At 40.3% G+C, this 21888-nt stretch carries 20 protein-coding genes and 1 tRNA gene; 15 read left to right on the top strand and 6 right to left on the bottom strand.

Annotation, left to right across the window (positions count from 1 at the left end):
• The first annotated feature begins 46 nt into the window (after window positions 1-46).
• Window positions 47-973, top strand: coding sequence for a putative sulfate exporter family transporter (locus J8L98_RS18135; RefSeq protein WP_210997593.1), 927 nt, complete (start codon window positions 47-49; stop codon window positions 971-973).
• 237 nt (window positions 974-1210) lie between these two features.
• Window positions 1211-3688: a prolyl oligopeptidase family serine peptidase gene (locus J8L98_RS18130; RefSeq protein WP_210997592.1), complete on the top strand. Its 2478-nt coding sequence runs from the start codon at window positions 1211-1213 to the stop codon at window positions 3686-3688.
• Window positions 3689-3767: 79 nt separating this feature from the next.
• Here the strand turns inward: J8L98_RS18130 and rrtA are convergent, their stop codons facing one another.
• Window positions 3768-4349: a rhombosortase gene (gene rrtA, locus J8L98_RS18125; RefSeq protein WP_210997591.1), complete on the bottom strand. Its 582-nt coding sequence runs from the start codon at window positions 4347-4349 to the stop codon at window positions 3768-3770.
• A 92-nt stretch (window positions 4350-4441) separates the two neighbouring features.
• On the opposite strand from rrtA, the gene ggt reads away from it, so the two are divergent.
• The 7 genes from ggt to J8L98_RS18090 all read left to right on the top strand — a co-directional run bounded on the left by ggt (window position 4442) and on the right by J8L98_RS18090 (window position 11517).
• Window positions 4442-6202, top strand: coding sequence for a gamma-glutamyltransferase (ggt, locus tag J8L98_RS18120; protein WP_210997590.1), 1761 nt, complete (start codon window positions 4442-4444; stop codon window positions 6200-6202).
• Between the two features lie 173 nt (window positions 6203-6375).
• Window positions 6376-8070, top strand: a complete 1695-nt coding sequence (locus J8L98_RS18115; RefSeq protein WP_210997589.1) for an NAD-dependent malic enzyme — start codon at window positions 6376-6378, stop codon at window positions 8068-8070.
• Window positions 8071-8181: 111 nt separating this feature from the next.
• Window positions 8182-9000 carry an ABC transporter substrate-binding protein gene (locus J8L98_RS18110; protein ID WP_210997588.1) on the top strand — a complete coding sequence of 273 codons (819 nt, stop codon included), beginning with the start codon at window positions 8182-8184 and terminating at the stop codon, window positions 8998-9000.
• A 50-nt stretch (window positions 9001-9050) separates the two neighbouring features.
• Entirely contained in the window at window positions 9051-9761 is a 711-nt protein-coding gene (locus J8L98_RS18105; protein ID WP_210997587.1) for an SIMPL domain-containing protein, read from the top strand.
• A gap of 69 nt (window positions 9762-9830) precedes the next feature.
• Window positions 9831-10205: an MAPEG family protein gene (locus tag J8L98_RS18100; RefSeq protein ID WP_210997586.1), complete on the top strand. Its 375-nt coding sequence runs from the start codon at window positions 9831-9833 to the stop codon at window positions 10203-10205.
• Window positions 10205-10837, top strand: a complete 633-nt coding sequence (locus J8L98_RS18095; protein ID WP_210997585.1) for a sulfotransferase — start codon at window positions 10205-10207, stop codon at window positions 10835-10837. Before J8L98_RS18100 ends, J8L98_RS18095 begins: the two co-directional genes overlap by 1 nt.
• 107 nt (window positions 10838-10944) lie before the next feature.
• On the top strand, window positions 10945-11517 hold the full coding sequence (locus tag J8L98_RS18090; protein WP_192507409.1) for a tRNA-(ms[2]io[6]A)-hydroxylase: 573 nt from the start codon (window positions 10945-10947) through the stop codon (window positions 11515-11517).
• Window positions 11518-11582: 65 nt separating this feature from the next.
• Here J8L98_RS18090 and J8L98_RS18085 read toward each other — a convergent pair whose 3' ends face one another.
• The 4 genes from J8L98_RS18085 to J8L98_RS18070 form a co-directional block, all read right to left on the bottom strand.
• The gene (locus tag J8L98_RS18085; protein WP_210997584.1) at window positions 11583-14090 is read right to left on the bottom strand and encodes a TonB-dependent receptor; all 2508 of its coding nucleotides are present in this window, start codon (window positions 14088-14090) and stop codon (window positions 11583-11585) included.
• A 467-nt stretch (window positions 14091-14557) separates the two neighbouring features.
• On the bottom strand, window positions 14558-14956 hold the full coding sequence (locus J8L98_RS18080) for a hypothetical protein (protein ID WP_210997583.1): 399 nt from the start codon (window positions 14954-14956) through the stop codon (window positions 14558-14560).
• A 147-nt stretch (window positions 14957-15103) separates the two neighbouring features.
• Window positions 15104-15937, bottom strand: coding sequence for a S1-like domain-containing RNA-binding protein (locus J8L98_RS18075; RefSeq protein WP_210997627.1), 834 nt, complete (start codon window positions 15935-15937; stop codon window positions 15104-15106).
• Window positions 15934-17259 carry a DEAD/DEAH box helicase gene (locus tag J8L98_RS18070; protein WP_210997582.1) on the bottom strand — a complete coding sequence of 442 codons (1326 nt, stop codon included), beginning with the start codon at window positions 17257-17259 and terminating at the stop codon, window positions 15934-15936. The genes J8L98_RS18075 and J8L98_RS18070 overlap by 4 nt, the downstream gene beginning before the upstream one ends.
• A gap of 219 nt (window positions 17260-17478) precedes the next feature.
• Between J8L98_RS18070 and J8L98_RS18065 the strand changes: the two genes are divergently transcribed.
• The 6 genes from J8L98_RS18065 to J8L98_RS18040 all read left to right on the top strand — a co-directional run bounded on the left by J8L98_RS18065 (window position 17479) and on the right by J8L98_RS18040 (window position 21395).
• A complete protein-coding gene (locus tag J8L98_RS18065) occupies window positions 17479-18465 on the top strand; it encodes a rhodanese-related sulfurtransferase (RefSeq protein ID WP_210997581.1) in 987 nt (328 codons plus the stop codon).
• 175 nt (window positions 18466-18640) lie between these two features.
• A complete protein-coding gene (locus J8L98_RS18060; protein ID WP_192507414.1) occupies window positions 18641-19012 on the top strand; it encodes a hypothetical protein in 372 nt (123 codons plus the stop codon).
• Between the two features lie 66 nt (window positions 19013-19078).
• A tRNA-Ser gene (locus tag J8L98_RS18055) sits at window positions 19079-19169 on the top strand.
• 49 nt (window positions 19170-19218) lie between these two features.
• The gene (locus tag J8L98_RS18050; protein ID WP_210997580.1) at window positions 19219-19587 is read left to right on the top strand and encodes a hypothetical protein; all 369 of its coding nucleotides are present in this window, start codon (window positions 19219-19221) and stop codon (window positions 19585-19587) included.
• Between the two features lie 74 nt (window positions 19588-19661).
• Window positions 19662-20279: an FKBP-type peptidyl-prolyl cis-trans isomerase gene (locus J8L98_RS18045; RefSeq protein ID WP_210997579.1), complete on the top strand. Its 618-nt coding sequence runs from the start codon at window positions 19662-19664 to the stop codon at window positions 20277-20279.
• 396 nt (window positions 20280-20675) lie between these two features.
• Window positions 20676-21395 (top strand): HAMP domain-containing sensor histidine kinase, encoded by a 720-nt coding sequence (locus tag J8L98_RS18040; RefSeq protein WP_210997578.1) that lies wholly within the window; start codon window positions 20676-20678, stop codon window positions 21393-21395.
• A 92-nt stretch (window positions 21396-21487) separates the two neighbouring features.
• Here the strand turns inward: J8L98_RS18040 and J8L98_RS18035 are convergent.
• A partial coding sequence (locus tag J8L98_RS18035) for a response regulator (protein WP_210997577.1) occupies window positions 21488-21888 on the bottom strand: 401 nt, incomplete at its 5' end.

The following is a 21888-nucleotide window of genomic DNA, read 5'->3' as shown; positions in this document are numbered from 1 at the left end:
AGCCGGATTTAATATCCGGCTTTTTTTGGATTTAAAAACGTGGCATATGATGACTTTTAGTCAATGTAGTTTCTTGTTGTTATTTATTGCGAGTTTTACATCCTTAGTTGGACCCGCATTGGCCCTTGCCATGGGGATGCTGTTTACGTGGTGCTGGGGAAACCCCATGGAGGCTTGGAGTAGCAAAGTCAGTAAATGGATGCTGAAAGTCGCAGTGATTGGACTCGGTTTTAATGTCAATATATATGATGTACTAGAAGTCGGTCGCAGTTCAATCGTGTTAACCATTGTTAGCATTACCGCAATAATTGGTTTAGGAGAAATACTGACTCAACTATTTAGGCTAAATAAAAACACCGGTATTTTAATCTCTTTTGGTACCGCAATATGTGGCGGAAGTGCCATTGCAGCTATGGCGCCAGTTATTAAAGCCAAGGAACATGAAATTGCTGTTGCGCTTGCAGTGGTGTTTTTGTTAAATGCGGTAGGCCTTATAATATTCCCCCTTATTGGCCATTACTTCGTACTCTCAGATCAGCAATTTGCTGTTTGGGCTGCACTGGCTATTCATGACACCAGTAGTGTGGTTGCAGCGGCGGCAACATTTAGCCCATTGGCGGTGGGTATTGCAACAACGATAAAGTTAACGCGGGCGATGTGGATAATTCCCTATACAGCATTGGCTGGCGTATTTTGGAAAAGTGATGAAAAGGCCAGCATTCCACTATTTATATTTGGGTTTCTAATTGCGGCATTATGCAATACGTGGTTTGAGCAGTTCGAAGTTGTTTGGCAGAGTGTCTACTCGGGGGCAAAACACATCTTGGTTGCGACTTTATTCTTGATTGGTGCTGGCGTTTCGAGAAAAGTACTCATAGAAACTGGCTGGCGGCCATTCGCTATGGCTATGATTTTATGGATCATAGTAAGCAGTGTGCTTTTATTACTAATAAAAGATGGTTACATTTCGTAAAAAGTTTTATTTAATTTGGAACTCTTTTGTGGTTTCGGCGGTCTTATTTTATGAGGCGTGGATAGGCCTCACTTCATACTCGTTGTCCATCAACGATTATGTGAGCGCAGAGAGTATTTGGCCAGTAACCTTTACTGGCCTTTTTTTATCTTGAAACTTGGTTGTTAGTCTTAAATAAGTCGAAATATGAAGACATATTTGCTTAAATGAGACAATTTTCATAACAACAGAAGCGCAATGATTAAACAATCTATTATCTCAGCCGCTATAGCATCAAGTTTATTTTTAACTGGTTGCCAAACAACAAGTCACTCCTCTAACAAGGTTCAGCCACAAATAACACCTGCTGCCGTTGTCACCACCCCCGTCGACTTTGGTGGTGAAAAAATAACATTAGAACAAGCGATGGCTCACCCAGATTGGCTAGGGAGAAGTCCACAAAGTGCATTTTGGGCAGCTGATAGTAACACTGTTGTGTTTAAACAAAAGCAAGAAGGAACTGATTTAAAAGATACGTTTATCGTAGCTAACAATAGCGCGCCGGTTCCTGTAACTTTGGCAGAGTTGCACTCTATTGGTGCGGATAACGCAATATATTCTGATAATGCAAAACATCAGGCATATACTTTTAAGGGTAATATATTTGTAAAAGTCATTAGCTCTGGTGAAATAAAACAGCTTACCTTCTCATCGGAAAGTGCTTCTCAGCTGAAGTTTTTACTAACGGGTGATATTGCATATCGAGTTGGAAATACTTTTTATACCGTTAATATCAATACCGGCCAATCAAAAGAGCTAGTAAAGTTGCACTTAGATGATGCGCCTAAAGGTACGTTGGAGCCTACAGGCTATATAGCACAAGAGCAGCATAATCTGATTCAGTATGTTGCTTTAAAGCATAAAAATAGCAAAGACAAAGAACAGCGCCTAGAGCAACTTAAACAACAGAATACGACGATCGCGAATAGTCATTTTTACTTGGGGAAAGACAAGTATCTAGTATCAGCGAGTTTATCACCAGCAGGTGATAAATTGATTGTAGTTACAGCAAATAACGCAGATTGGCGAGCGGCTACTGACATTATGCCTAACTATGTCAGCCAAAATGGAGATATCGACCCTGTTAAAGCGCGTCGCCGTGTAGCGCAAGCACAAGCAACAAGTTCCGACGTGCTACTACTTGACTTGGCCCGAAATAATCAAGTTACCCTGAGCTATAATTCGTTACCTGGTTTTGATGAGGACGTATTGGCCGCTGTCAAAGCTGAGAATGCGAAAGCGTTAGGAGAGACATACAAAGCAGTTAAAGCACCTCGTGCTATTAACTTGATAAGCGATTGGGGCTGGGATCAAAGTGCCATTCAATGGAATCAATCTGGAACTGAGGTCGCTGTTATGCTTGAAGCATGGGATAACAAAGACCGCTGGATTGCAACTGTAGATTTTGATGCAGATGAGTTTGTGCCACAGCATCGTTTGCATGATGGCGCATGGGTAAACTATACATACAATGATTTTGGCTGGTTGAATAATTCAGACACACTTTATTATTTATCTGAAGAGTCAGGCTATAGCCACATATACATAAAGCCATTATCGGGGGAGCCTAAACAGGTAACGTCAGGTAATTATGTCGTTTCGCATTTAACATTGAGTAAAGACGATAGCGCAATTTACTTTAAAGCGAATATTGAGCACCCTGGTTTATATGAAATTTATCGAGTAGATCCAAATACAGGCGTGAAAGAAACGCTCACAGACTTGAATGGTATGACCGATTATAGTTTGAGTCCGGATGAATCAAAGCTACTTCTAAATCATTCAAAAATAATGATGCCGAATGAGCTATATGTGGCCGATGCTAAAACGAACGCGCAGGTAACGCGTTTGACGAATACTGTATCAGATGCATTTTTGAATAAGAAATTGATTGCGCCAAAAATAGTGGCAGTGCCTTCAAGTCACACCGAACAGCCAGTGTATGCCAAAGTGTACTATCCGGCTGATTATGTTGAAGGTGAAGTCGGTAAAAAACGTAAAGCCGTTATCTTTAATCATGGAGCGGGTTATTTACAAAACTCTCACATGGGATGGTCTGGGTACTTTCGTGAATTCATGTTCCACTCACTGTTAGCAAGTGAAGGCTACGTAGTTATGGATATGGATTATCGCGCATCAAAAGGGTATGGTCGAGATTGGCGCACCGCTATTTACCGTCAAATGGGTAAACCAGAAATTGAAGATTTAGCTGATGGCGTTAAATGGATGGCTGAACATGCGAATGTTGATACCAATGCAGTCGGCACGTATGGCGGTTCATATGGCGGGTTTATGACATTTATGGCTTTGTTTACGCAACCAGATTTATTCCAGGCGGGTGCAGCACTGCGTCCTGTAACTGATTGGGCATACTACAATACACCCTATACCTCGAATATTTTGAATCACCCTGATGTTGATCCAATTGCATATCGCAGAAGTTCACCGATTTATCATGCCGAAGGCTTGAAGAATGACTTGTTGATCAATGCACCAATGATTGATGACAATGTATTCTTTCAGGATGTAGTAAGACTCGTACAGCGATTAATTGAACTTGAAAAGCAAGACTTTGAAACGGCTATTTACCCCGTAGAGCCCCATGGTTTTGTACAACCTTCTAGTTGGTTAGATGAATATCGCCGTATATACAAGCTATTTAAAGAAAATTTATGATTTTATAAGGTACGCTGCATGTATAAAACGCCAACATTTTGAGTTGGCGTTTTTTATTTTATCCTAGAAAGTTTCTAGTCTAGTTGTCTTTTTTTGGGGAGTAGAGTAACGTCGCACTTAACAACAAACCACCGAGAGCACCAATTAAATGTGCTTCAATCGCAACACGTGATTCGATTAACGCGCCAACATCAGCGCTAGGACCTTGCCATTGCTCCCAACCTAGTTTTATCCAAATGCCAATGAACAGTAAAGCGCCCGAGCGCATTCCCACGCTGATATCTTTGATAGCCCCCCAAACTATTACGCCATGAAGCAAGCCACTTAATCCGGTGTAAATATTGATATCAGGACAAAAAAGCCATATGCCTGTACCGGTCCAAATTGCTAAAAATAGCGTATGTAACGCGAAACAAACCGGGCTACGGTGCTCTGCATGAAGGATCCATATAAATACAATACCTAGTACATTTAACCCTAAGTGAGTCCAATTGGCATGAACAAACTGACTACTGAATAGCCGCCACCACTGATGTTGTTCGATGAGGCTGCGGTTAAACTCTAATAATGCATTGTTATTGAACAGCATTAACAGTGTACTTAGCAATATTAGGCAAAGAGGTGGTAAAATATATTTTTTATCAAAAGGTAAGTCGAGCATAATAATTTGGTTATAAGCATCTTTATTTTTTGCATATTGTGCCTATTTACTTTTATGATGCCAATGCTTAGAACAATACAAAAGTGAATAAAATGATTAAGTCTGTGCCATTACTCGTCGCCATCACCTCTACTTTGTTGGTTTCTTCGTGTATTTCGGGAGGAAAACAGCAAAGAGAAACCCGAGAGCCAGAAGGGGCGACGGGGCTACAAAACAAACAACAAGTTACCGCAAATAGATTTATGGTTGCAGCGGCAAACCCTTACGCCACTAAAGCAGGTCAAAAAATGCTAGCCCTAGGTGGTAATGCAGTTGATGCTGCTATTGCCACTCAGCTGGTCTTGACGTTAGTTGAGCCACAGTCATCGGGTATTGGCGGTGGGACATTCTTAATGTATTTTGATAACAAAACCAAGAAACTAATCACGTATGATGGTAGGGAAACAGCCCCGTCAGGCGCTGACCATACACTGTTTTTAGATAAAACAGGAAAGCCTGTCCGTTGGATTGATGCCGTTGTCGGCGGACGCTCAGTGGGTGTACCTGGTTTACTTCATGCCTTCCAAAGTGCGCATAACGACCATGGTAAACTTGACTGGTCAGTGCTATTTGAGCCTGCAATTGAGCTTGCTTTATCAGGGTTTGTTGTTTCCCCTAGGCTTAATATGTTGCTCGAAAAGAACTTTAACCCTGGCTTGTCAAAACTCTCGCCGGCCAAGGAATACTTTTATCCAAACGGTCAAGCATTAGCCACTGGCACACTAAAAAATAATCCAGAGCTAGCACAATTGTACCAACAAGTGGCTAACAACGGCATTGATGCATTTTATAGTGGACCGTATGCCAAACAGATGGTCGATGCTGTGCAAACTTCGGCAATTGCGCCGGGGACATTGCAGCTCAGTGATTTGGCTAAGTATACGAGTAAAACACGAGATGCGATTTGCATTCCTTACCATCAATACAAAGTATGCTCTATGGCGCCACCCAGTAGCGGAGGGATCGCTGTGCTGCAAATACTGAAGTTGTTAGAAGCGAAGAAGCTGAGTCAATATAAAGCGAATGATGCGTACGCATTGCATCTATTTACTCAAGCATCTCGGTTAGCTTTTGCGGACCGAAATCACTATGTTGCCGATCCTGATTTTATTGATGTACCCACCAAAGCATTACTCGATTCTCGCTATTTAAAGAAGCGGTCTCAACTCATTACTGATAAAGATGATCATCATGTACCTGTCGGTCTTCCTAAAAATGACGTGTTAGTGTACGCAAAAGATGATGGTTATGAGTTGCCGTCAACAACCCACGTTTCTATCGTAGATGAGGAAGGCAATGCAGTATCTATGACCAGCTCGATTGAAATGGGATTTGGATCTACGGTCATGGTTAATGGTTATTTGTTGAACAACCAGCTAACCGATTTTTCACTCAGCCCTAAGAAAGGGGGCAAGTGGATGGCAAATAGGGTTGAAGCGAATAAACGACCAAGAAGTTCGATGTCGCCGGTTATGGTGTTTAACATGGATGGGAGTTTGAAATTGGTCGTTGGATCCCCTGGTGGCAGCCGTATTATTAATTATGTGGCTCAAACCATTATTGGAATACTCGACTGGGGTTTAAGCCCACAACAAGCCATCAATTTGCCAAAAATCACGAATCGAAATCGTTATACAACGCTTGAGAAGGGGACAAATCTTGTTGAGCAAAAAGAAACATTTGAACACCGAGGGCATAAAGTACAAATACGAGACTTAAATTCTGGGCTGCATGTGATCCAAATCCAAGATGGTGTGCTTTTAGGCGGCGCTGATCCGCGTCGAGAAGGTATTGTTCTTGGTGAAAGTAATTAATAGTCATAGGTTTGCAAAAAGAATTACGCTATAATAGTTGGCTCTGTACTACGCTTAACAATGTGTTTACAGAGTCGATTGTATTGGTCTGATGTGAACGAATTTCATTGATATTTGGTCACTTTCAGCAATAATAAATTCTTAGCCTTTTAAAATGTGTCAAGCCTGCAAATATGACTAAAAAAACAGATCCAAATTATCTATATATTCCTTTCTCTGGCCCTAATCTTCTTGAAACGCCGCTACTTAATAAGGGCAGTGCATTTAGCCAAAGTGAGCGAGAGAATTTTAATTTAACGGGATTGGTCCCACCGCGCTTTGAAACAATCGAAGAACAGGTTGAACGTTGTTATCAACAATATTCTAGCTTCAATGATAATTTAAATAAGCATATATACTTGCGTGCTATTCAAGACAACAATGAAACACTTTATTATCGGTTGGTGCGTGACCATTTAGAAGAAATGATGCCGATCATCTATACACCAACGGTGGGTGACGCGTGTGAAAAGTTTTCTGATATCTATCGCAGCTCTCGTGGTCTGTTCATTTCTTATGAAGATCGTTATCAAATAGACGATATTTTAAGAAATGCGACTAAAGGCAAAGTCAAGGTCATCGTTGTGACGGATGGAGAGCGCATTCTTGGTTTAGGAGATCAAGGTATTGGTGGTATGGGGATCCCAATTGGTAAATTGTCATTATATACCGCATGTGGAGGCATAAGCCCAGCGTACACCTTACCTGTTATGTTAGATGTTGGTACTAATAACGAGAAGTTACTAAATGACCCTATGTACATGGGAGCACGTCATAAGCGTATTGGGCAAGACGAGTATGATGAGTTTTTAGGTTTGTTCATTGATGCTGTAAAGCGTCGTTGGCCTAGTGTGTTACTCCAGTTTGAAGACTTTGCGCAGCCTAATGCAATGCCGCTACTTAAACGTTACCGAAATGAAATATGCAGCTTTAACGATGATATTCAAGGCACTGCGTCAGTTACTGTTGGTTCATTGTTAGCGGCCTGCCGTGTTAAAGGTGCAAAGCTCTCAGAACAAAAGGTGGTGTTTGTAGGTGCTGGCTCTGCAGGTTGCGGTATTGCCGAACAAATTATTAGCCAAATGGTAGCCGAAGGCGCTTCAAGCGAGCAAGCGCGCAGCCAAATCTATATGGTAGATCGTTTTGGATTACTGTCTGAAGGTATGAGTGACTTACGTGATTTCCAAGCTGCATTAATGCAATCAAAAGACGCACTTGCAGATTGGAGTTACAGTGGTGATTTTGCTTCATTACTTGATGTTATGCACTGTGCAAAACCTGATATTTTAATTGGTGTATCTGGTCAGCCTGGATTATTTACTGAGCAAGTGATCCGTGCAATGCACAGTGGCTGTGAACGGCCAATCATTTTCCCTCTAAGCAATCCATCTCGTCAAGTAGAAGCACACCCTAAAGATGTTATTGAGTGGACTAAAGGACAAGCGATTGTTGCCACAGGGAGTCCGTTTGATCCTGTTGAATTTGAGGGTAATACATTCCCAATTCCACAATGTAATAATAGTTATATTTTTCCAGGTATTGGGCTGGGTGTTATTGCCGCTAAAGCGACACGCATTACAGACGCAATGTTAATGGTTTCAAGTAAAACATTGGCTGAGTCGTCACCGCTTGCCAATACTGGTAAAGGCAGTTTACTTCCTGCATTAGTTGAGATTGAAGCGCTGAGCAAACGCATTGCGTTCGCAGTTGCTAAAGCCGCAATGGAAGAAGGTGTTGCGCTTGAAATGGATGATGATGCGATTTGGGCTGCTATTAACCGAAATTACTGGTTACCTAAATATAGAAATTACAAACGTTGTAGTATCTAATTCACTTTATTTAAGCCAGCACATGCTGGCTTTTTTGTATCAAAAATACTCTATACTTATAATTCAAGTGCTAAGGAGATACGCATTTTATTCACCTAACTGGAGGCATAAATGCTCAAAATCTGTTTTCTAGCGTTGGTTTTATTTACATCAATGGCGGATACTCGGCCGTTGAAAATTCAAATTGCATCAGATTACAATCCAAGCTTAGGTGAAGAACCAACAGACTTAGCTACGATGCTATTGTTGAACGTGCAACGCGAACTTCAGGGTAGAGTGTCATTAGAGTTTATTCCAGCAAGCCGCCTTAGAGAGTGGCGTGAGCTTGAGACCTATCCGAATATTTGCTTATATAACAAAGTAAAAACAGCTGAGCGTGAAGCAATCGCTTTGTTTGTTGAATATCCGTTGATGGCATTTCCAGCCAACAGGTTGATCCTTCGTGGTCATCCTAATTTACCAAAAAAGCTTTCTTTGAAAGATATTGTCGTTTCTAAAGGGTTACGTGTGGGTGTGACTAAAGGGCGTTCTTATGGAAAGGAAGTAGACGATTTCATAGCAACCTACCGTAATAATTTGATTGTAGGAGAGGGGGCTAATAGTGCTTATCGGCTGCGTGAAATGCTCATTCAAGGAAAGCTGGATGGTATTATTGAATATACGTCAGTTTTCATAGAGCATCATAAACAACAAGCACAACGTGATGGCGTGACTTATCATCAAATAGAGAGTGCGGACCTCACAATATTTGGTTATATTGCTTGTGCTAACTCAGAACAAGGCAGAAAGGCAGTTAGTTTGTTCGAGCTAGCACTTGAAAATAGCGCTTTGCAGCAAATGATTATTGACGCACATAAAGGTCTGTTTTTTAAACAGGAGATGGTGTTTATAGAGCAAGGGTTAAGAGATGCCTATAATATTCAGCCATGATTAAGGCCATTATGTTTCAATGTTTAGCAGTAATATATAAGGATACAAATATGAAACTAATTTCGACCATTGTTGCAGCACTGCTTTGTGCACACAGTTATGCAGGCTCTTTGCCACTAACGCCTCATCTTTATGTCCAAGGCAATGCGCACATGCAGGTGCAACCTGATCAGGCGGTTATTCGAGTTGCAATTACGCAAAAGAGTAAAGCGCTTCCAGAGGCAAAAGCAACCGTGGATGATATAATGGCCAATGCAATTGCTATCGCCAAGTCTCACCATATTCGAGTGGACGATATTCATGCTGAACAGCTTAATGTTTATAGGCAAACTCGTTATAATCGCACAACTAATCAAGAAGAGTTCGAGGGTTTTCGAGTCAGCCGTGCACTCACATTGACGTTGAAAAAGCTTGAGGACTATCCTGTATTACTAAAAAAATTGGTTGATGCTGGCATTAATGAGTTTAATAACACCCAGTTTGAAGTCAGTAATAGAAGTACGTTAATGAAAGACTTAAACAAGGCGGCAATTAAGGATGCTAAATTGGCAGCAAAAGAGCTTGCGAGTGATTTTGAAGTTAAGTTAGATGGCCTGTATTCTGTATCATTCTCGCCCATGGAAACACCTCGTACGCCATACGCACGCGCTGAGTCAATGAAGCTGATGGATGCATCATCAGGAAATGTTGAACAAGCTTACAACACTGGGGCATTAACCCTAAACGCCAAAGTCTATGCGGTATACACAATTGATAACTAAAAAAAGCGGTGCTCTACGTTTATTTTCGCTATATTGGTCACTTTACATTAATTCATGGCAAGGTGACCAATGACTATCAGCCTGTATGCGGCTTTGCTTACATTATTTTATATTAAATTAAGCTTTGAAATTATAGCGATTCGCAAAAAACAAAAAGTAGGGCTTGGGGATGGTGGAAATCGGTCTTTAACGAATGCCATTAGGGCTCACGCAAATTTTAGTGAGTATACTCCGCTTACCCTTATATTATTATTTATATTAGAGTTTCAAGGTATTAGCTCTTGGGTAGTGCATACTGCTGGCGTTGGGTTTCTTGCAGCTAGGGTTATTCATTGGCAAGCGATTAAGCGAGAGAATTTAAAACTTCGAGTCGTGGGCATGGCGTTAACGTTTTTGGTATTATCAGGGCTCAGTGCAACGAGTTTAATAGTGTATATCGTTTAATGAAAAAAGTGTTTATAGTGGGCCTGCCTAGAACGGGTACAACTAGCGTATGTGTAGCATGTTTAGAGCTGGGGTTTAAGACGGCACATACCGCTTATACGAGACAAACGTTTCAAAATGCTGAAGTCTTAGCAGACACCCCAATCTTTAATGATTATCGAATGTTAGCTAATCGCTATTCAGATGCCAAATACATATACTTGGATAGAGCCCTTGATCAGTGGCTTCCTTCTATATCGCAGTTATTAACACGGATGTCGAACAATTTATTTAGTGAGCAAGGTGGATTTAATGACACCATTAAACGGTGCTATTTAACGACGTTTAATGGCCTCACGCCTAATAATACAAGCGATAATCAATTTCTAACACAGTGTTACAATGAGCATAAAGCAGTAGCGATTAATTTTTTCAATGAACACTACCTCGATTATGTTGAATTAAATTTAGCGACGGATGATGCAATGAGTCAGCTTGCTGATTTTTTACAGGTAGAAACGCAAGCGACAATGCCGTTTTTGAATAAAAAGGGCAAAGTGACGGCTTGGAATATGATAAAACACCCACTCAAAGTGCCTTCTACGCGAGAAGGCAAAGTCGATAAAGATACGGTGTTATTATCGCCAATTTAGCCTTTGTCATCGCTGGTATGTGCGATAGAATGCACGCAATTTTTAGTTAGTGCTTTTTACTAGATATTTATGAATGAGTAGAAAGGTAGGATAAAAGAGAAGTAAGTATGTTTGAATTAAAATATCACACACCATTTGAATGGACACACAAAGTACTTGAAGACTTTGGCACCTTTTTACAAGATCACGCCGCAGCAGAAAAGAAAGCATCAGGTATGGCCATGTCTATGTTGAGCCATTATCCAGACAGAATAAAATTAGTGAAGGCGATGGCTGATCTCGCAATTGAAGAAATGATCCATTTTAAACAAGTGTTAAAGTTGCTGAATGAACGAGAAATAATTTTAGGTAATGATCAAAAAGACCCTTATATAAAAAAAATTAGAGCCATTTTTAGAAACGGTAAAGACGAATTTTTAATTGACCGCCTATTGGTTGCTGCTGTTATAGAAGCGAGAGGACACGAACGGTTCTCTTTGGTCGCAGAAGCTTTGCCTGAAGGCAAAGAAAAAGAGTTTTATGTGGCCATTGCTAAATCAGAAGAAAAGCATAAAAATCTATTTGTTGAATTGGCGTATGAATACTTCGACAAAGCGCTCATTGATACACGCTTAGAAGAGGTGTTAATTGCCGAAGCTGAGATCTGTAAGAGTATTCCATTTACAGCTGCACTGCACTAGAGTCTTTCTTAAACTGAAAGAAATATAAAGCCAAACTATTGTTTGGCTTTTTTAATGACGGCTTATTAAAAGGTGACAGATGCTTTCGCGTAAACAAAACGCCCATCGGTGTTGTAAGCAGAAAAGCCAGAGTAGGGGAATATTTGATTAAAGTTACTAAATCCAATATTACTAACGGTATCCTGAGGATATTGGTCAAATAGGTTGTTTGCCCCCATGGCAATGCGCCATTGCTCGTTAATGCGGTAAGCGACATCTAAGTCTGCGATCCATTTTGCTGCAAGCACCTCGTCGTTATCAATGTTGCTCGATGAATCAACCACTTCTCCATAACGTGTTGCTTTTAGCGTTGTCGTAAATTGCTGATAGTGCCACTTTGCAACAAGGTTCCATTTGTCTTTAGGTGTACCTTCTTCAAAACGGGCAATTTCGCGACGCGCAAAGTATTGATAACTTTCACCTAATGCTGAAAGTTCTGCAGGGTTTGCTTTGACATTAGTAACGTCTGTATCATTAAAGTTTATCGCGGCACTGAGCCTTAATTGGCCTAGGTTTTTAACATCAAAATTGTAAGTCGCTACTATATCGACCCCCTTAGTACGAGAATCAATGGCATTGGTGAAGTAGCGTACCCGCTGAACATTATTCTCACCTGCCTCTGTTAATATTTGCTCTACCGCGGATCCACTTAAGTTTTCAGATAGTACAATTCGGTCGTTGATATCTATTTGGTAAGCATCGAGCGTAAAGCTAAATTGGTCGCGTTCATAAATAAACCCACCGGTCATATTGGTGGACTTTTCAGCTTCTAGCGGCTTAGCGCCAAGCGCTTGGGCGGCAGCTGTATTAACGGGGAATAAGCCAACTTCATTGGGCACGCCATTTTCAAAAACAGTGGCTACAGATTTATAGGACGTTTGTGCCAATGAAGGCGCTCTGAATCCAGAACTAATGGCACCACGCAACGATAGTTGTTCGTTTACGACATAACGCGATGCTAGTTTTCCCGTTAATGTTGAACCGAAATCGCTATAATTTTCAAAACGGGTTGCGAATATGACGTTTACGCTTTCATTGATATATGTATCAAATTCGGCAAACAATGCAATGTTATCTCTTGATTCGTTTACCGCGCTGGCCGGTGAGAAACCAGCAAGTACTTGTGCGCCTCCTGCGGCAACAGGTAGGCCTTGTGAATCAAGCACGGTAAGGTATGACGCAAGTTCGCCAGCGTTGATCTTGTAGTTTTCATCTCGATACTCACCACCGACGGTAAAAAATACACTGTCGTAAAAGCCTAAATCAAAATCTGTTTTTGCTTGAGCATTAACTAGCCATTGTCCATAAATAAGCGCGCCATTATCGAATTCTGTTGGGCTCGCAAGGCCCATAGAAGTATTAATACTATTGACCACCGCGAATGAAAACTCATTCCGACCGTAATTTGTACTTAAATCATAATCCCAGTTCTCATGAGTTCCAGAAATACCAATAGCAAAAGAAAGGTCTTTTACATCTGACTCTATTTGAGGTAAAAATCCATCAGGGTATACTTCAGAAACATTTCTACTGTCTTTTGCACGTCTAAAGAATCCCCCTGAGTTTCCTTCGCGGGCTGAGTAACTGCCAAAAGAATATAGCTGAGCATCATCATCAAGCGTTAAACCTGCATTGTAAAATAGTGCGAGGTCTTGGGTTTCTGGCTTACCAAAGCGGTGATTATAACGCTGTGCTGAGAACTCTCTTGTGTCAAGATTATCGTTTCCGTCACGCGAATATTGTTCACGTTGGTCAATACCAGAGCGGTTAGTGGCATTTTTGTCCCTTAGTTCAGCTGCGAGATTAATAAATCCATGTTCGAACGGTCTAAAGCCAATATTGGCACTGAAAGTGGTTGTCTCACCATCAACTCGTTTTCTATCGCTGCCTTTTCTGAAGGCCAGATCTCCTGCTTCGTTAGCATAGATTTGTGTTAGCTGCGCTGAGCCTGCCATTTGAGTATCATGCTGCCCATAGGTTAACGACACGCTGCCACCATGGTTAGCATCTTTTAGTATGATGTTGATAACACCAGCAATTGCATCTGAACCATATTGAGCGGCGGCGCCATCTCGTAACACTTCAATGCGTTTAATGGCAGCTGTTGGTATTGTATTTAAATCTACAGCGGATGATCCACGCCCTACGGTGCCATTTAAGTTAAGTAGCGCTCCGGCATGGCGACGTTTACCATTAATAAGTACCAGAGTATGGTCTGGTGCTAACCCTCGTAATACAGCCGGTCTGGCATGATCAGTGCCATCGGCCAATTGTGAATTCGGAAAATTAAAACTTGGGATCAAAGTAGTTAATACTTGACTCAACTCAAGTTGACCTGAACTTTCCATGTCATCAATACCTATAATATCAACAGGTACAGTGCTTTCTGAAATGCTTCGTAAGCTTCTACGTGTGCCTGTAACTTCTATTACTTCTGTGGTTAATTTTATTTGTTGCTCAGTTGACTCAGCACTCGTGCTCAAAACAGCAAGGGTAACAGCAATGGATGAGGCCAAAAAGGTAAGCTTGGGCATGGTCTTTCCTTGAATTAGTAAATGGGAGGAACTATTCATAGATTTATGAATAGTGGTAATAATTTAAAAGGGGCTGGATGGTAATCTTATCGCATAAGTAAGCAAAATTACATTTTATTATAAGATATAACTGTAATTATTAATTCATGAATGGCTTACAAATAAGGTACCTAAAGCATACAAGTTGTTTATGATACTTTGCCCACTTTATTGTTTAAAGTATGTACTTTGTGGCAAAAATGCGTTACAAATTTCGACTTTTCACTATTGTACATACCATCGACATTAGGGAATGTCGTTCAGGGGTTTATGATGGGGGAATTATTCGGATGTATTAGCCACAGTCATTAAGTGAACACAGCTTAGTTGCATTTTCATTGTACGGTTTTTGATAGTTAGGCGGTTTGCATAAGCTCTGAATATATAGTGTTCTTTACCATTGGAATAACATGAATAGTTCAAGCTTTTTAGGTGCGCCCACTTGTGACTATTTCTTCCTTAACAGAAATGTCATGTAACGTATCAGTTGGTTTTGGTACGAGCTGCTGTTTAGGGTGTACTTTCTTTTGCGTGTCAGTGATACAGCCTTTTTCTTTTTCAATCCAGTAAACCGTGTTGGCAATCACAGAAATGGATCCTGATACCACCAAACTAGCTGCACTGACTAACCCTGCGCTCGCAAGTGCTGCGCCACACGTTACTTCATTTCCACATGCACTTAGCGTGATCATTTTGTTTGACGATTCAAGCGTACTCTTCTTCGCATAAACTTGGCATTTTTCATCATAATAGGTGACATCCTTAGGCACAAAAATACACCCAGTTTGCGTGATACAGATAATGATACATCCAATCGTACTTTTCATACATATCCTTTTTATTCAGGGTGTTAGTATAGCTATAAATACGTAGTATATTTGTAAAAAAGTGTCATAATTTAGAGGGAAGAGCAAATGCACTCAAATGCCTTTACTAGGCCCGCCGAATAGTGGGCCTTTAGATATAATTGCAAATTATTTTCGTAGGGTAATTGATTTAGCTTCGATATCAATTTTACCTTGCTTAAACAATCCACCAATTGCTTTTTTAAAGTTTGCCTTACTGGTCGAGAAAGTTTTTCTTATGAGTTCTGGATCTGACTTATCACCAAGGGGTATAAAGCCACCTTTGGCAGTGAGTTCTGCTAAAATCTGCTCACTTAAACCGGTCACCTTTGCCATACCTGGCTTTTCAAGTACGACATCAATTTTACCATCTTCGCGTACTGTTTTGACAAAGCCTTTAAGCTTTTGGCCGATAAACATACGCTTGAATATAGTATTGAAAAATATAACACCTAAATGCTGCTCATTAATAATCACCTTATAACCAATATCAGTTTTTGAGGCGACAATTAAATTGACTTCTTCTAGTGGTGTATATTCGGGCTCTATTTTATTAACAAATTTATTGATGTTACTTGAAGCACATAATCGTTGACTCGCATTATCAAGATATAACTTAACTAAGTAACTATGACCATCGCGCATTTTTGGTTTTTGTTCATTGAAAGGCGCGAGGATATCTTTGCTGATACCCAAATCAAGAAATGCCCCAAAGCTGTTAATCTCTTTTACGCGCAACAGTGCAAATTCACCCACTTGTGCAATGGGTGTCTGCGTGGTTCCGGTCATATGGCCTTGAGAATCTTGGAAGATAAAGACTTGTATGCTATCACCTAGCTCTAGATGAGACTCAACTTCAGCTTTAGGTAAAAAAACCTCGCCTAACTCGCGACCGTCTAGGTATGCGCCTTCGGCACATAATTCATTGATCATTAAATTTTGAATGCTACCCAGCATGGTTATTCCTCTGTTGGCTTTGGTTTACGACGTAATGGAGCATGCCCGTCAATATCAAATGGGGCAGGGATGGCCTTTTTAGGCTTTGTTGGCTTTCTTCTCAGCGGTTTTTTGGCCGCCTTAGGTTGGGCGGGTTTTACTTTTTCTGATTTTGTAGTTTTAGGTTTTGGTGGTCTAAAGCCTTTAAATTTAGCTTCTAGCCCATCAACACTTTCAAATGATAATGTATCATTGAGGTAATTTTTGATGGCAACAAAGCTGTTCCAATCTTTTGGGCCAACTAATGAGATAGCGGTGCCTTTGAAACCAGCGCGGCCAGTACGGCCAATACGATGGACATATTCTTCGGCTTGTTTGGGTAAATCAAAGTTAATTACATGAGTGACACTTAACAAATCAAGACCTCGAGATGCCACATCGGTCGTTACTAAGACTTTAAATAAACCTCGACTAAATGTATCCATAATATCGAGACGTTTATTTTGCGGTAAGTCACCAGCAAGGGCAACCGCTTTAATCTTCAGTGTATTCAGCAGTTCACTTATACGCACGGTGTCATTTCGCGTTGCGGTAAAAATGATACATTGCCCTACGTTATCTTGGGTCACGAAGTGTTTTAATAATGCATCTTTATGATCAAGGTGATCAGCAAAGAATAATGTTTGTTTGATATCACCATGCTGTTGATGCGCATCACTTAAAATGATCTTTTTAGGTGCACGTAAAAGATTGCGAGACGTAACTTCTACCTGTGCATGATCGAGTGTCGCGCTGAATAATAATGTCTGGCGCAGTCGGTGGTTAGCTTGTTCATTAATGAGATTTAATTGTGGAGCAAATCCTAAATCAAGCATGCGATCGGCTTCATCAAATATAAGAAGCTCTAGCCCAGACAATTGTAATGAACGCTGCTCTAAATGGTCGGCAATCCGGCCCGGAGAACCAATGACAATTTGGGGATCTTTACGCAATGCTTTAACTTGGTCATTAAAGTTTTCACCACCGAGTACTTTTACAACCGATATACTGGTTCCTGCAATTAACAATCGGCATTGCGAAAATACTTGGGTTGCAAGCTCCCGAGTTGGGGCAATAATGAGCACTCGAGGGTCTCGTTTACTGAGGGCTCGTTGTTTCATAACGCGGTGAATTGCAGGTAGCAAGAACGCGAGCGTTTTCCCCGATCCGGTCTTAGACTGAGCAAACACATCATGGCCAGCAATCGCGGTTGGTACTGCCTGACTTTGGATCTCAGTTGGTGAAGTGATCCCTTGGTGTGCAAGTTGTGTTTCTAATCGGGTGTCTATGCCCAGTTCGGTAAAGTGCAAAGCGTTTTTCTCCAAAACAATTTTTTTTATGACAGGCCATTATAGCAAAGCTAAGCCGTTCACTAATAGTAAAAAGCGTTTTGTTAGCAAGGTTTTTGCAATTAAAACAAAAATCCGTACAATACGCGCTCTAGCGCCGGATTTACGTTCCGGTTAAATGATCTATGGGGTCAAAAAAAACCCAAGAATAGACAAAAAAAGCTGATTATAGGAATATCAATGTCTAAACCGTTTGTAGTATGTGCACTTTATAAATTTGTATCGTTACCTAATTTTGAACAAATACGTCAACCATTACATGATGTCATGGAGCAACACGATGTGCGTGGCACATTGTTATTAGCACTTGAAGGAATAAATGGTACCGTGGCTGGAAAGCGCGAAGGAATTGATGCGTTACTAGCATGGTTAGAATCACAACCTAGTTTAGATAATATTGTTTCTAAAGAGTCTTTTGATGAAACTTGCCCTTTTTATCGCACCAAAGTAAAACTTAAGAAAGAAATCGTTACTATGGGTGTTGAGGGGATTGATCCATTAGAAGTCGTTGGTAGTTATGTTAAACCACAAGACTGGAATGCGCTTATTTCAGATCCTGAGGTCGTAGTGGTTGATACTCGTAATGATTATGAAATTGAAATTGGGACCTTTAAACACGCTATCGACCCAAAAACGAAAACTTTCCGAGAATTTCCAGAGTGGGCGGAAAATAACCTCAACCCTGAAAAACATAAAAAAGTGGCTATGTTTTGTACTGGCGGGATCCGGTGCGAAAAATCAACGGCTTATATGAAGGAGCAGGGCTTTGATGAAGTCTATCATTTGGAAGGCGGCATACTGAAGTATTTAGAAGAAGTCCCTAAAGAAGAAACATTATGGGAAGGCGAATGTTTTGTATTTGATAACCGGGTTGCAGTGGACCATGATTTACAAAAAGGCTCATATGAGCAATGTCATGCATGTCGTATGCCTATTACTGAAGAAGAAATGAAGCAAGAGCACTACATGGAAGGCGTGTCTTGTCATCATTGTCATGATAGCTTAACCGACGAGCAACGCGCACGATTTGCTGAGCGTCAAAAGCAAATTCAATTAGCACAGGAGCGCGGAGAAGGGCATATCGGCCACGAAGCACAAGAAGTACTTCGTCAGAGAAAAGAACAAAAACAGGCTCAAAAAGCTTCTCAACGTAAAAAATCTGCATAATTTATTATTGCATTATTTAAAAAAGCCTTAGTGTAAACTAAGGCTTTTTTGTTTTAAATGCGCCTATATCCGTCAAGGCTTAGCGCTAATTATGAATATTATATCAATGGTTGTTTTATGCCCGATTTATTTGGTAATCTATAGCTGTCTGAAAAACAATAATAGAAGTCAGATCATGGGTAATTTATTTTTAAAAGAACGAGAAAGCTGGTGGGTATGGCTTAGTTGGGGCTTAATAGGTTCATTAATAAGTACGTATATCTTTTCTAATACGTCTGAAGTCAAACTTGCACTTATTGCATCCGGAGTTATTGTTAGCGCTTTGTCTGGATGGATGAATTATAGCCGTCGATTCGAATTTTATCGCGCGTTAAAAGTACTGCTATTTGTTGGTAGCCTTTCTTTATTGCCATTAGCACTTAATGTAGCGTTACCCGTTAAAGAGTTTTCTGTAGTTGCAATCAATTTTACATTGGTGAGTTTAGGCTTATTTTGTTTGTGTATGTGTGGGGCGTGGTTTGCTCGCAGACCGAAACAGTATTATTAATAATTCAAAAAAATTATGTTTTTCTTTACACTGCCATAAAAAACCACTAGTATTCGCGCCAACAACGGAGAGATGGCTGAGTGGTCGAAAGCACCGGTCTTGAAAACCGGCAAGGGTTTGTAGCCCTTCTAGGGTTCAAATCCCTATCTCTCCGCCACCTCATTCTAAAAACCGCCTAACGGCGGTTTTTTTCGTTTGGAGCTTGTATGTCTATTGATTTAGTTAAACATTGTGCGTTGTGGATAGTATTTAGTTTCTTTTATTTAAGTGGCTTGGAAATGGCTTTGGTATTATCAATTGATGGCCAGCAAGACCCTAATTTAGTAACTACCCTCGTCTATACATTTCTATTTAATTTACTTGTCGGTCACTTGATCAGTAAATATGAGAAACTATCACCATTATTAAGCGCGATAATTATCAGTCTCTGTGGTGTGTTTGGGTTTGGTTATTACTTTTCTGAAACACTATCAGGGTACAGTGCTGAATTAATCGCCGGGTTACTCGTTAGCTTGCCTTTTGCCACTTATACTGTGTTGCAAATCAAGCAATGGCAAGCTGAGAAGCTCGATTAATCGCATTTAAACTCGATAATGGCTATGTTACACTGCGCGGGTCTTTTAATAGAAACAAAAAAGTGAAATTAAGAATGTCAGATTTATTTAATACAGATGCTGAAAAAGCAAGCTACGGTATTGGTTTACAAATGGGTGAGCAACTTAAAGCAAACCCTTTTGAAGGTTTAAACTTGCACTCAGTATTTGAAGGTATGAAAGACGCTTATGCTGGTGAAGCAATGCGTGTTGAGATCCCTGAGATCCAAGCTGCATTTGAAAAAATCAATACTGAAATTCAAACTCGTCGTGAAGAAGAATCTAAAGTACTTGCAGCTGAAGGTATTTCATTCCTTGAAGAAAATGCAAAGCGCACTGAAATTACTGTAACTGAATCAGGTCTTCAGTATGAAGTTGTTACAACTGGCGAAGGTGAAAAGCCGGTAGCTGATTCTAAAGTACGTGTTCATTATCACGGTACATTAATCAATGGTACAGTATTTGATAGCTCATATGATCGTGGTGAGCCTGCTGAATTCCCAGTAAACGGCGTTATCGCTGGCTGGACTGAAGCACTACAACTTATGCCTGCTGGTTCAAAGTGGCGTTTATACATTCCACATGAGCTTGCTTACGGTGAGCGTGGCGCAGGTGCATCAATCGCACCTTTCTCAACACTTGTATTTGATGTTGAGTTACTAGAAATTCTATAATTGACGAAATAAAGTTAATTTTTGTAAATACCCAGCTAGGCTGGGTATTTTTTTGCCCAAATATTGTTCTTAGGCTTTGCCAATATAGTGCCTATTATATTGGTAGGTGAATTCCAGCATAACCAACCTTAGGGAGACGATGCATCATAATACTTGAAAGTGTGCGCCATTAATTACCTGGTGTTAGTATGGTTATTGCCACTGATGTCTAGCGGTATGGTGTAACAGACTTATAAATCATTGCTTCAGGGGGAAGTGTGAGCTGGCTTGTATATGTTTTACTTGTGTTACTACAATATAATAAGCATGTAATACATATTTCTCGGTTTTCGACTATGTATTTAAGTAGGCATAAACTAAAGAAGGACAACTGCTATCAAAAATAATTTGAAAGTCATGAGCGACAAAAGCCTCGAAACAGAAAATAAGCGCTTGCAGTCGGAGCTTGAGTTGGCCAAAAAGGAACTAGCTGATTTTATTTATCTGGCTTCTCATGAATTGAGAAGCCCAGTCAATGCCATCGCGAATTTAACTACCTGGGTATTAGAAGATATCGGTTTGAATATCGATGAAGAAAGTCAAACTAACCTAATGCTTATTAATAGTCGAGCTGAACGGCTGCAACAAATGATAACGGACTTACTGATGTACTCTCGTGTAGGTAAACACAGTGAAGCGTATTCAGATTTTGATTTCAATGAAGCGGTTGTGTATTGTGTTGAGCAATTTGATGCGCATCGTTTTAAATTTGATATTGATTCTGGACGGGTAACATTACCACGCACTTTATTTAATCAAGTTATCAATATTCTTATTTCGAATGCAGTTAAACACCATCCAAATAAGTGCGGATGCATTAAAGTGCATTATGAAAAGCAAGCCAATATGTATCGTATCTTTATTGAAGATGATGGCTGTGGGATCCCTATTAAAAACCAAGATATTATATTTGAGCAATTTCAAACGCTAAGAGCTAGAGATGAAGTTGAAGGCAGTGGCATGGGCTTGGCTATTGGGAAGAAAATATTAGAGCATCAAGGGGGCAAAATTACAGTAGAGTCTGATGGTAAGGCTGGTGCTACATTTATTTGTCATTGGCCAAGTAATGGGTGCTAGTTTAATCGTAATACAAACAAAGGCTTGCTCCAATCTGACCTTTTTCTACATGACATTGTCAGATTGGAGGTAAACCACAAAAGACGCATCGTTCAATTAAGTTGAGCCAGAATCGCTTTATACTTTTCTAACGTGAAGGTTGCTTTAGAGATGTAGCCTTTTACAAATTCAAATGACTCGGCTCTTTCAATATCTTGTTGCATATCTGAGGAGGTAAACATCGCAAAAAAGCATGTTTGATAGATCGTTTTATTTTTCCTTAATTTTGAAAACTCCTCCAAAAATTCAAACCCTCCCATAATTGGCATGTTGATATCTAAAAATACAATTAATGGTGGAAAGGAGTCTGGGAATGCTTTAATGCCACGCTCATGCTCGGCCAAAAACAACAAAGCTTCTTGACCATTAGATGCTTCAAATATTTGGCCCGTCTTATCTGATTTTTTCAACACACGTTTTAGAATATACCTATCAGTAGACTCATCATCAATAA

The organism is Pseudoalteromonas sp. MMG013 (genome assembly GCF_018100885.1).
Classification (GTDB): Bacteria; Pseudomonadota; Gammaproteobacteria; order Enterobacterales; family Alteromonadaceae; genus Pseudoalteromonas; species Pseudoalteromonas aurantia.
This window is presented reverse-complemented; position numbering and strand designations above follow the sequence as displayed.

Bases quoted from the DNA above. Each gene is read 5' to 3' on its own strand.
- J8L98_RS18135 (WP_210997593.1), top strand. From the start codon at position 47: ATGATGACTTTTAGTCAATGTAGTTTCTTGTTGTTATTTATTGCGAGT.
- J8L98_RS18130 (WP_210997592.1), top strand. From the start codon at position 1,211: ATGATTAAACAATCTATTATCTCAGCCGCTATAGCATCAAGTTTATTT.
- rrtA (WP_210997591.1), bottom strand. From the start codon at position 4,349: ATGCTCGACTTACCTTTTGATAAAAAATATATTTTACCACCTCTTTGC.
- ggt (WP_210997590.1), top strand. From the start codon at position 4,442: ATGATTAAGTCTGTGCCATTACTCGTCGCCATCACCTCTACTTTGTTG.
- J8L98_RS18115 (WP_210997589.1), top strand. From the start codon at position 6,376: ATGACTAAAAAAACAGATCCAAATTATCTATATATTCCTTTCTCTGGC.
- J8L98_RS18110 (WP_210997588.1), top strand. From the start codon at position 8,182: ATGCTCAAAATCTGTTTTCTAGCGTTGGTTTTATTTACATCAATGGCG.
- J8L98_RS18105 (WP_210997587.1), top strand. From the start codon at position 9,051: ATGAAACTAATTTCGACCATTGTTGCAGCACTGCTTTGTGCACACAGT.
- J8L98_RS18100 (WP_210997586.1), top strand. From the start codon at position 9,831: ATGACTATCAGCCTGTATGCGGCTTTGCTTACATTATTTTATATTAAA.
- J8L98_RS18095 (WP_210997585.1), top strand. From the start codon at position 10,205: ATGAAAAAAGTGTTTATAGTGGGCCTGCCTAGAACGGGTACAACTAGC.
- J8L98_RS18090 (WP_192507409.1), top strand. From the start codon at position 10,945: ATGTTTGAATTAAAATATCACACACCATTTGAATGGACACACAAAGTA.
- J8L98_RS18085 (WP_210997584.1), bottom strand. From the start codon at position 14,090: ATGCCCAAGCTTACCTTTTTGGCCTCATCCATTGCTGTTACCCTTGCT.
- J8L98_RS18080 (WP_210997583.1), bottom strand. From the start codon at position 14,956: ATGAAAAGTACGATTGGATGTATCATTATCTGTATCACGCAAACTGGG.
- J8L98_RS18065 (WP_210997581.1), top strand. From the start codon at position 17,479: ATGTCTAAACCGTTTGTAGTATGTGCACTTTATAAATTTGTATCGTTA.
- J8L98_RS18060 (WP_192507414.1), top strand. From the start codon at position 18,641: ATGGGTAATTTATTTTTAAAAGAACGAGAAAGCTGGTGGGTATGGCTT.
- J8L98_RS18050 (WP_210997580.1), top strand. From the start codon at position 19,219: ATGTCTATTGATTTAGTTAAACATTGTGCGTTGTGGATAGTATTTAGT.
- J8L98_RS18045 (WP_210997579.1), top strand. From the start codon at position 19,662: ATGTCAGATTTATTTAATACAGATGCTGAAAAAGCAAGCTACGGTATT.
- J8L98_RS18040 (WP_210997578.1), top strand. From the start codon at position 20,676: ATGAGCGACAAAAGCCTCGAAACAGAAAATAAGCGCTTGCAGTCGGAG.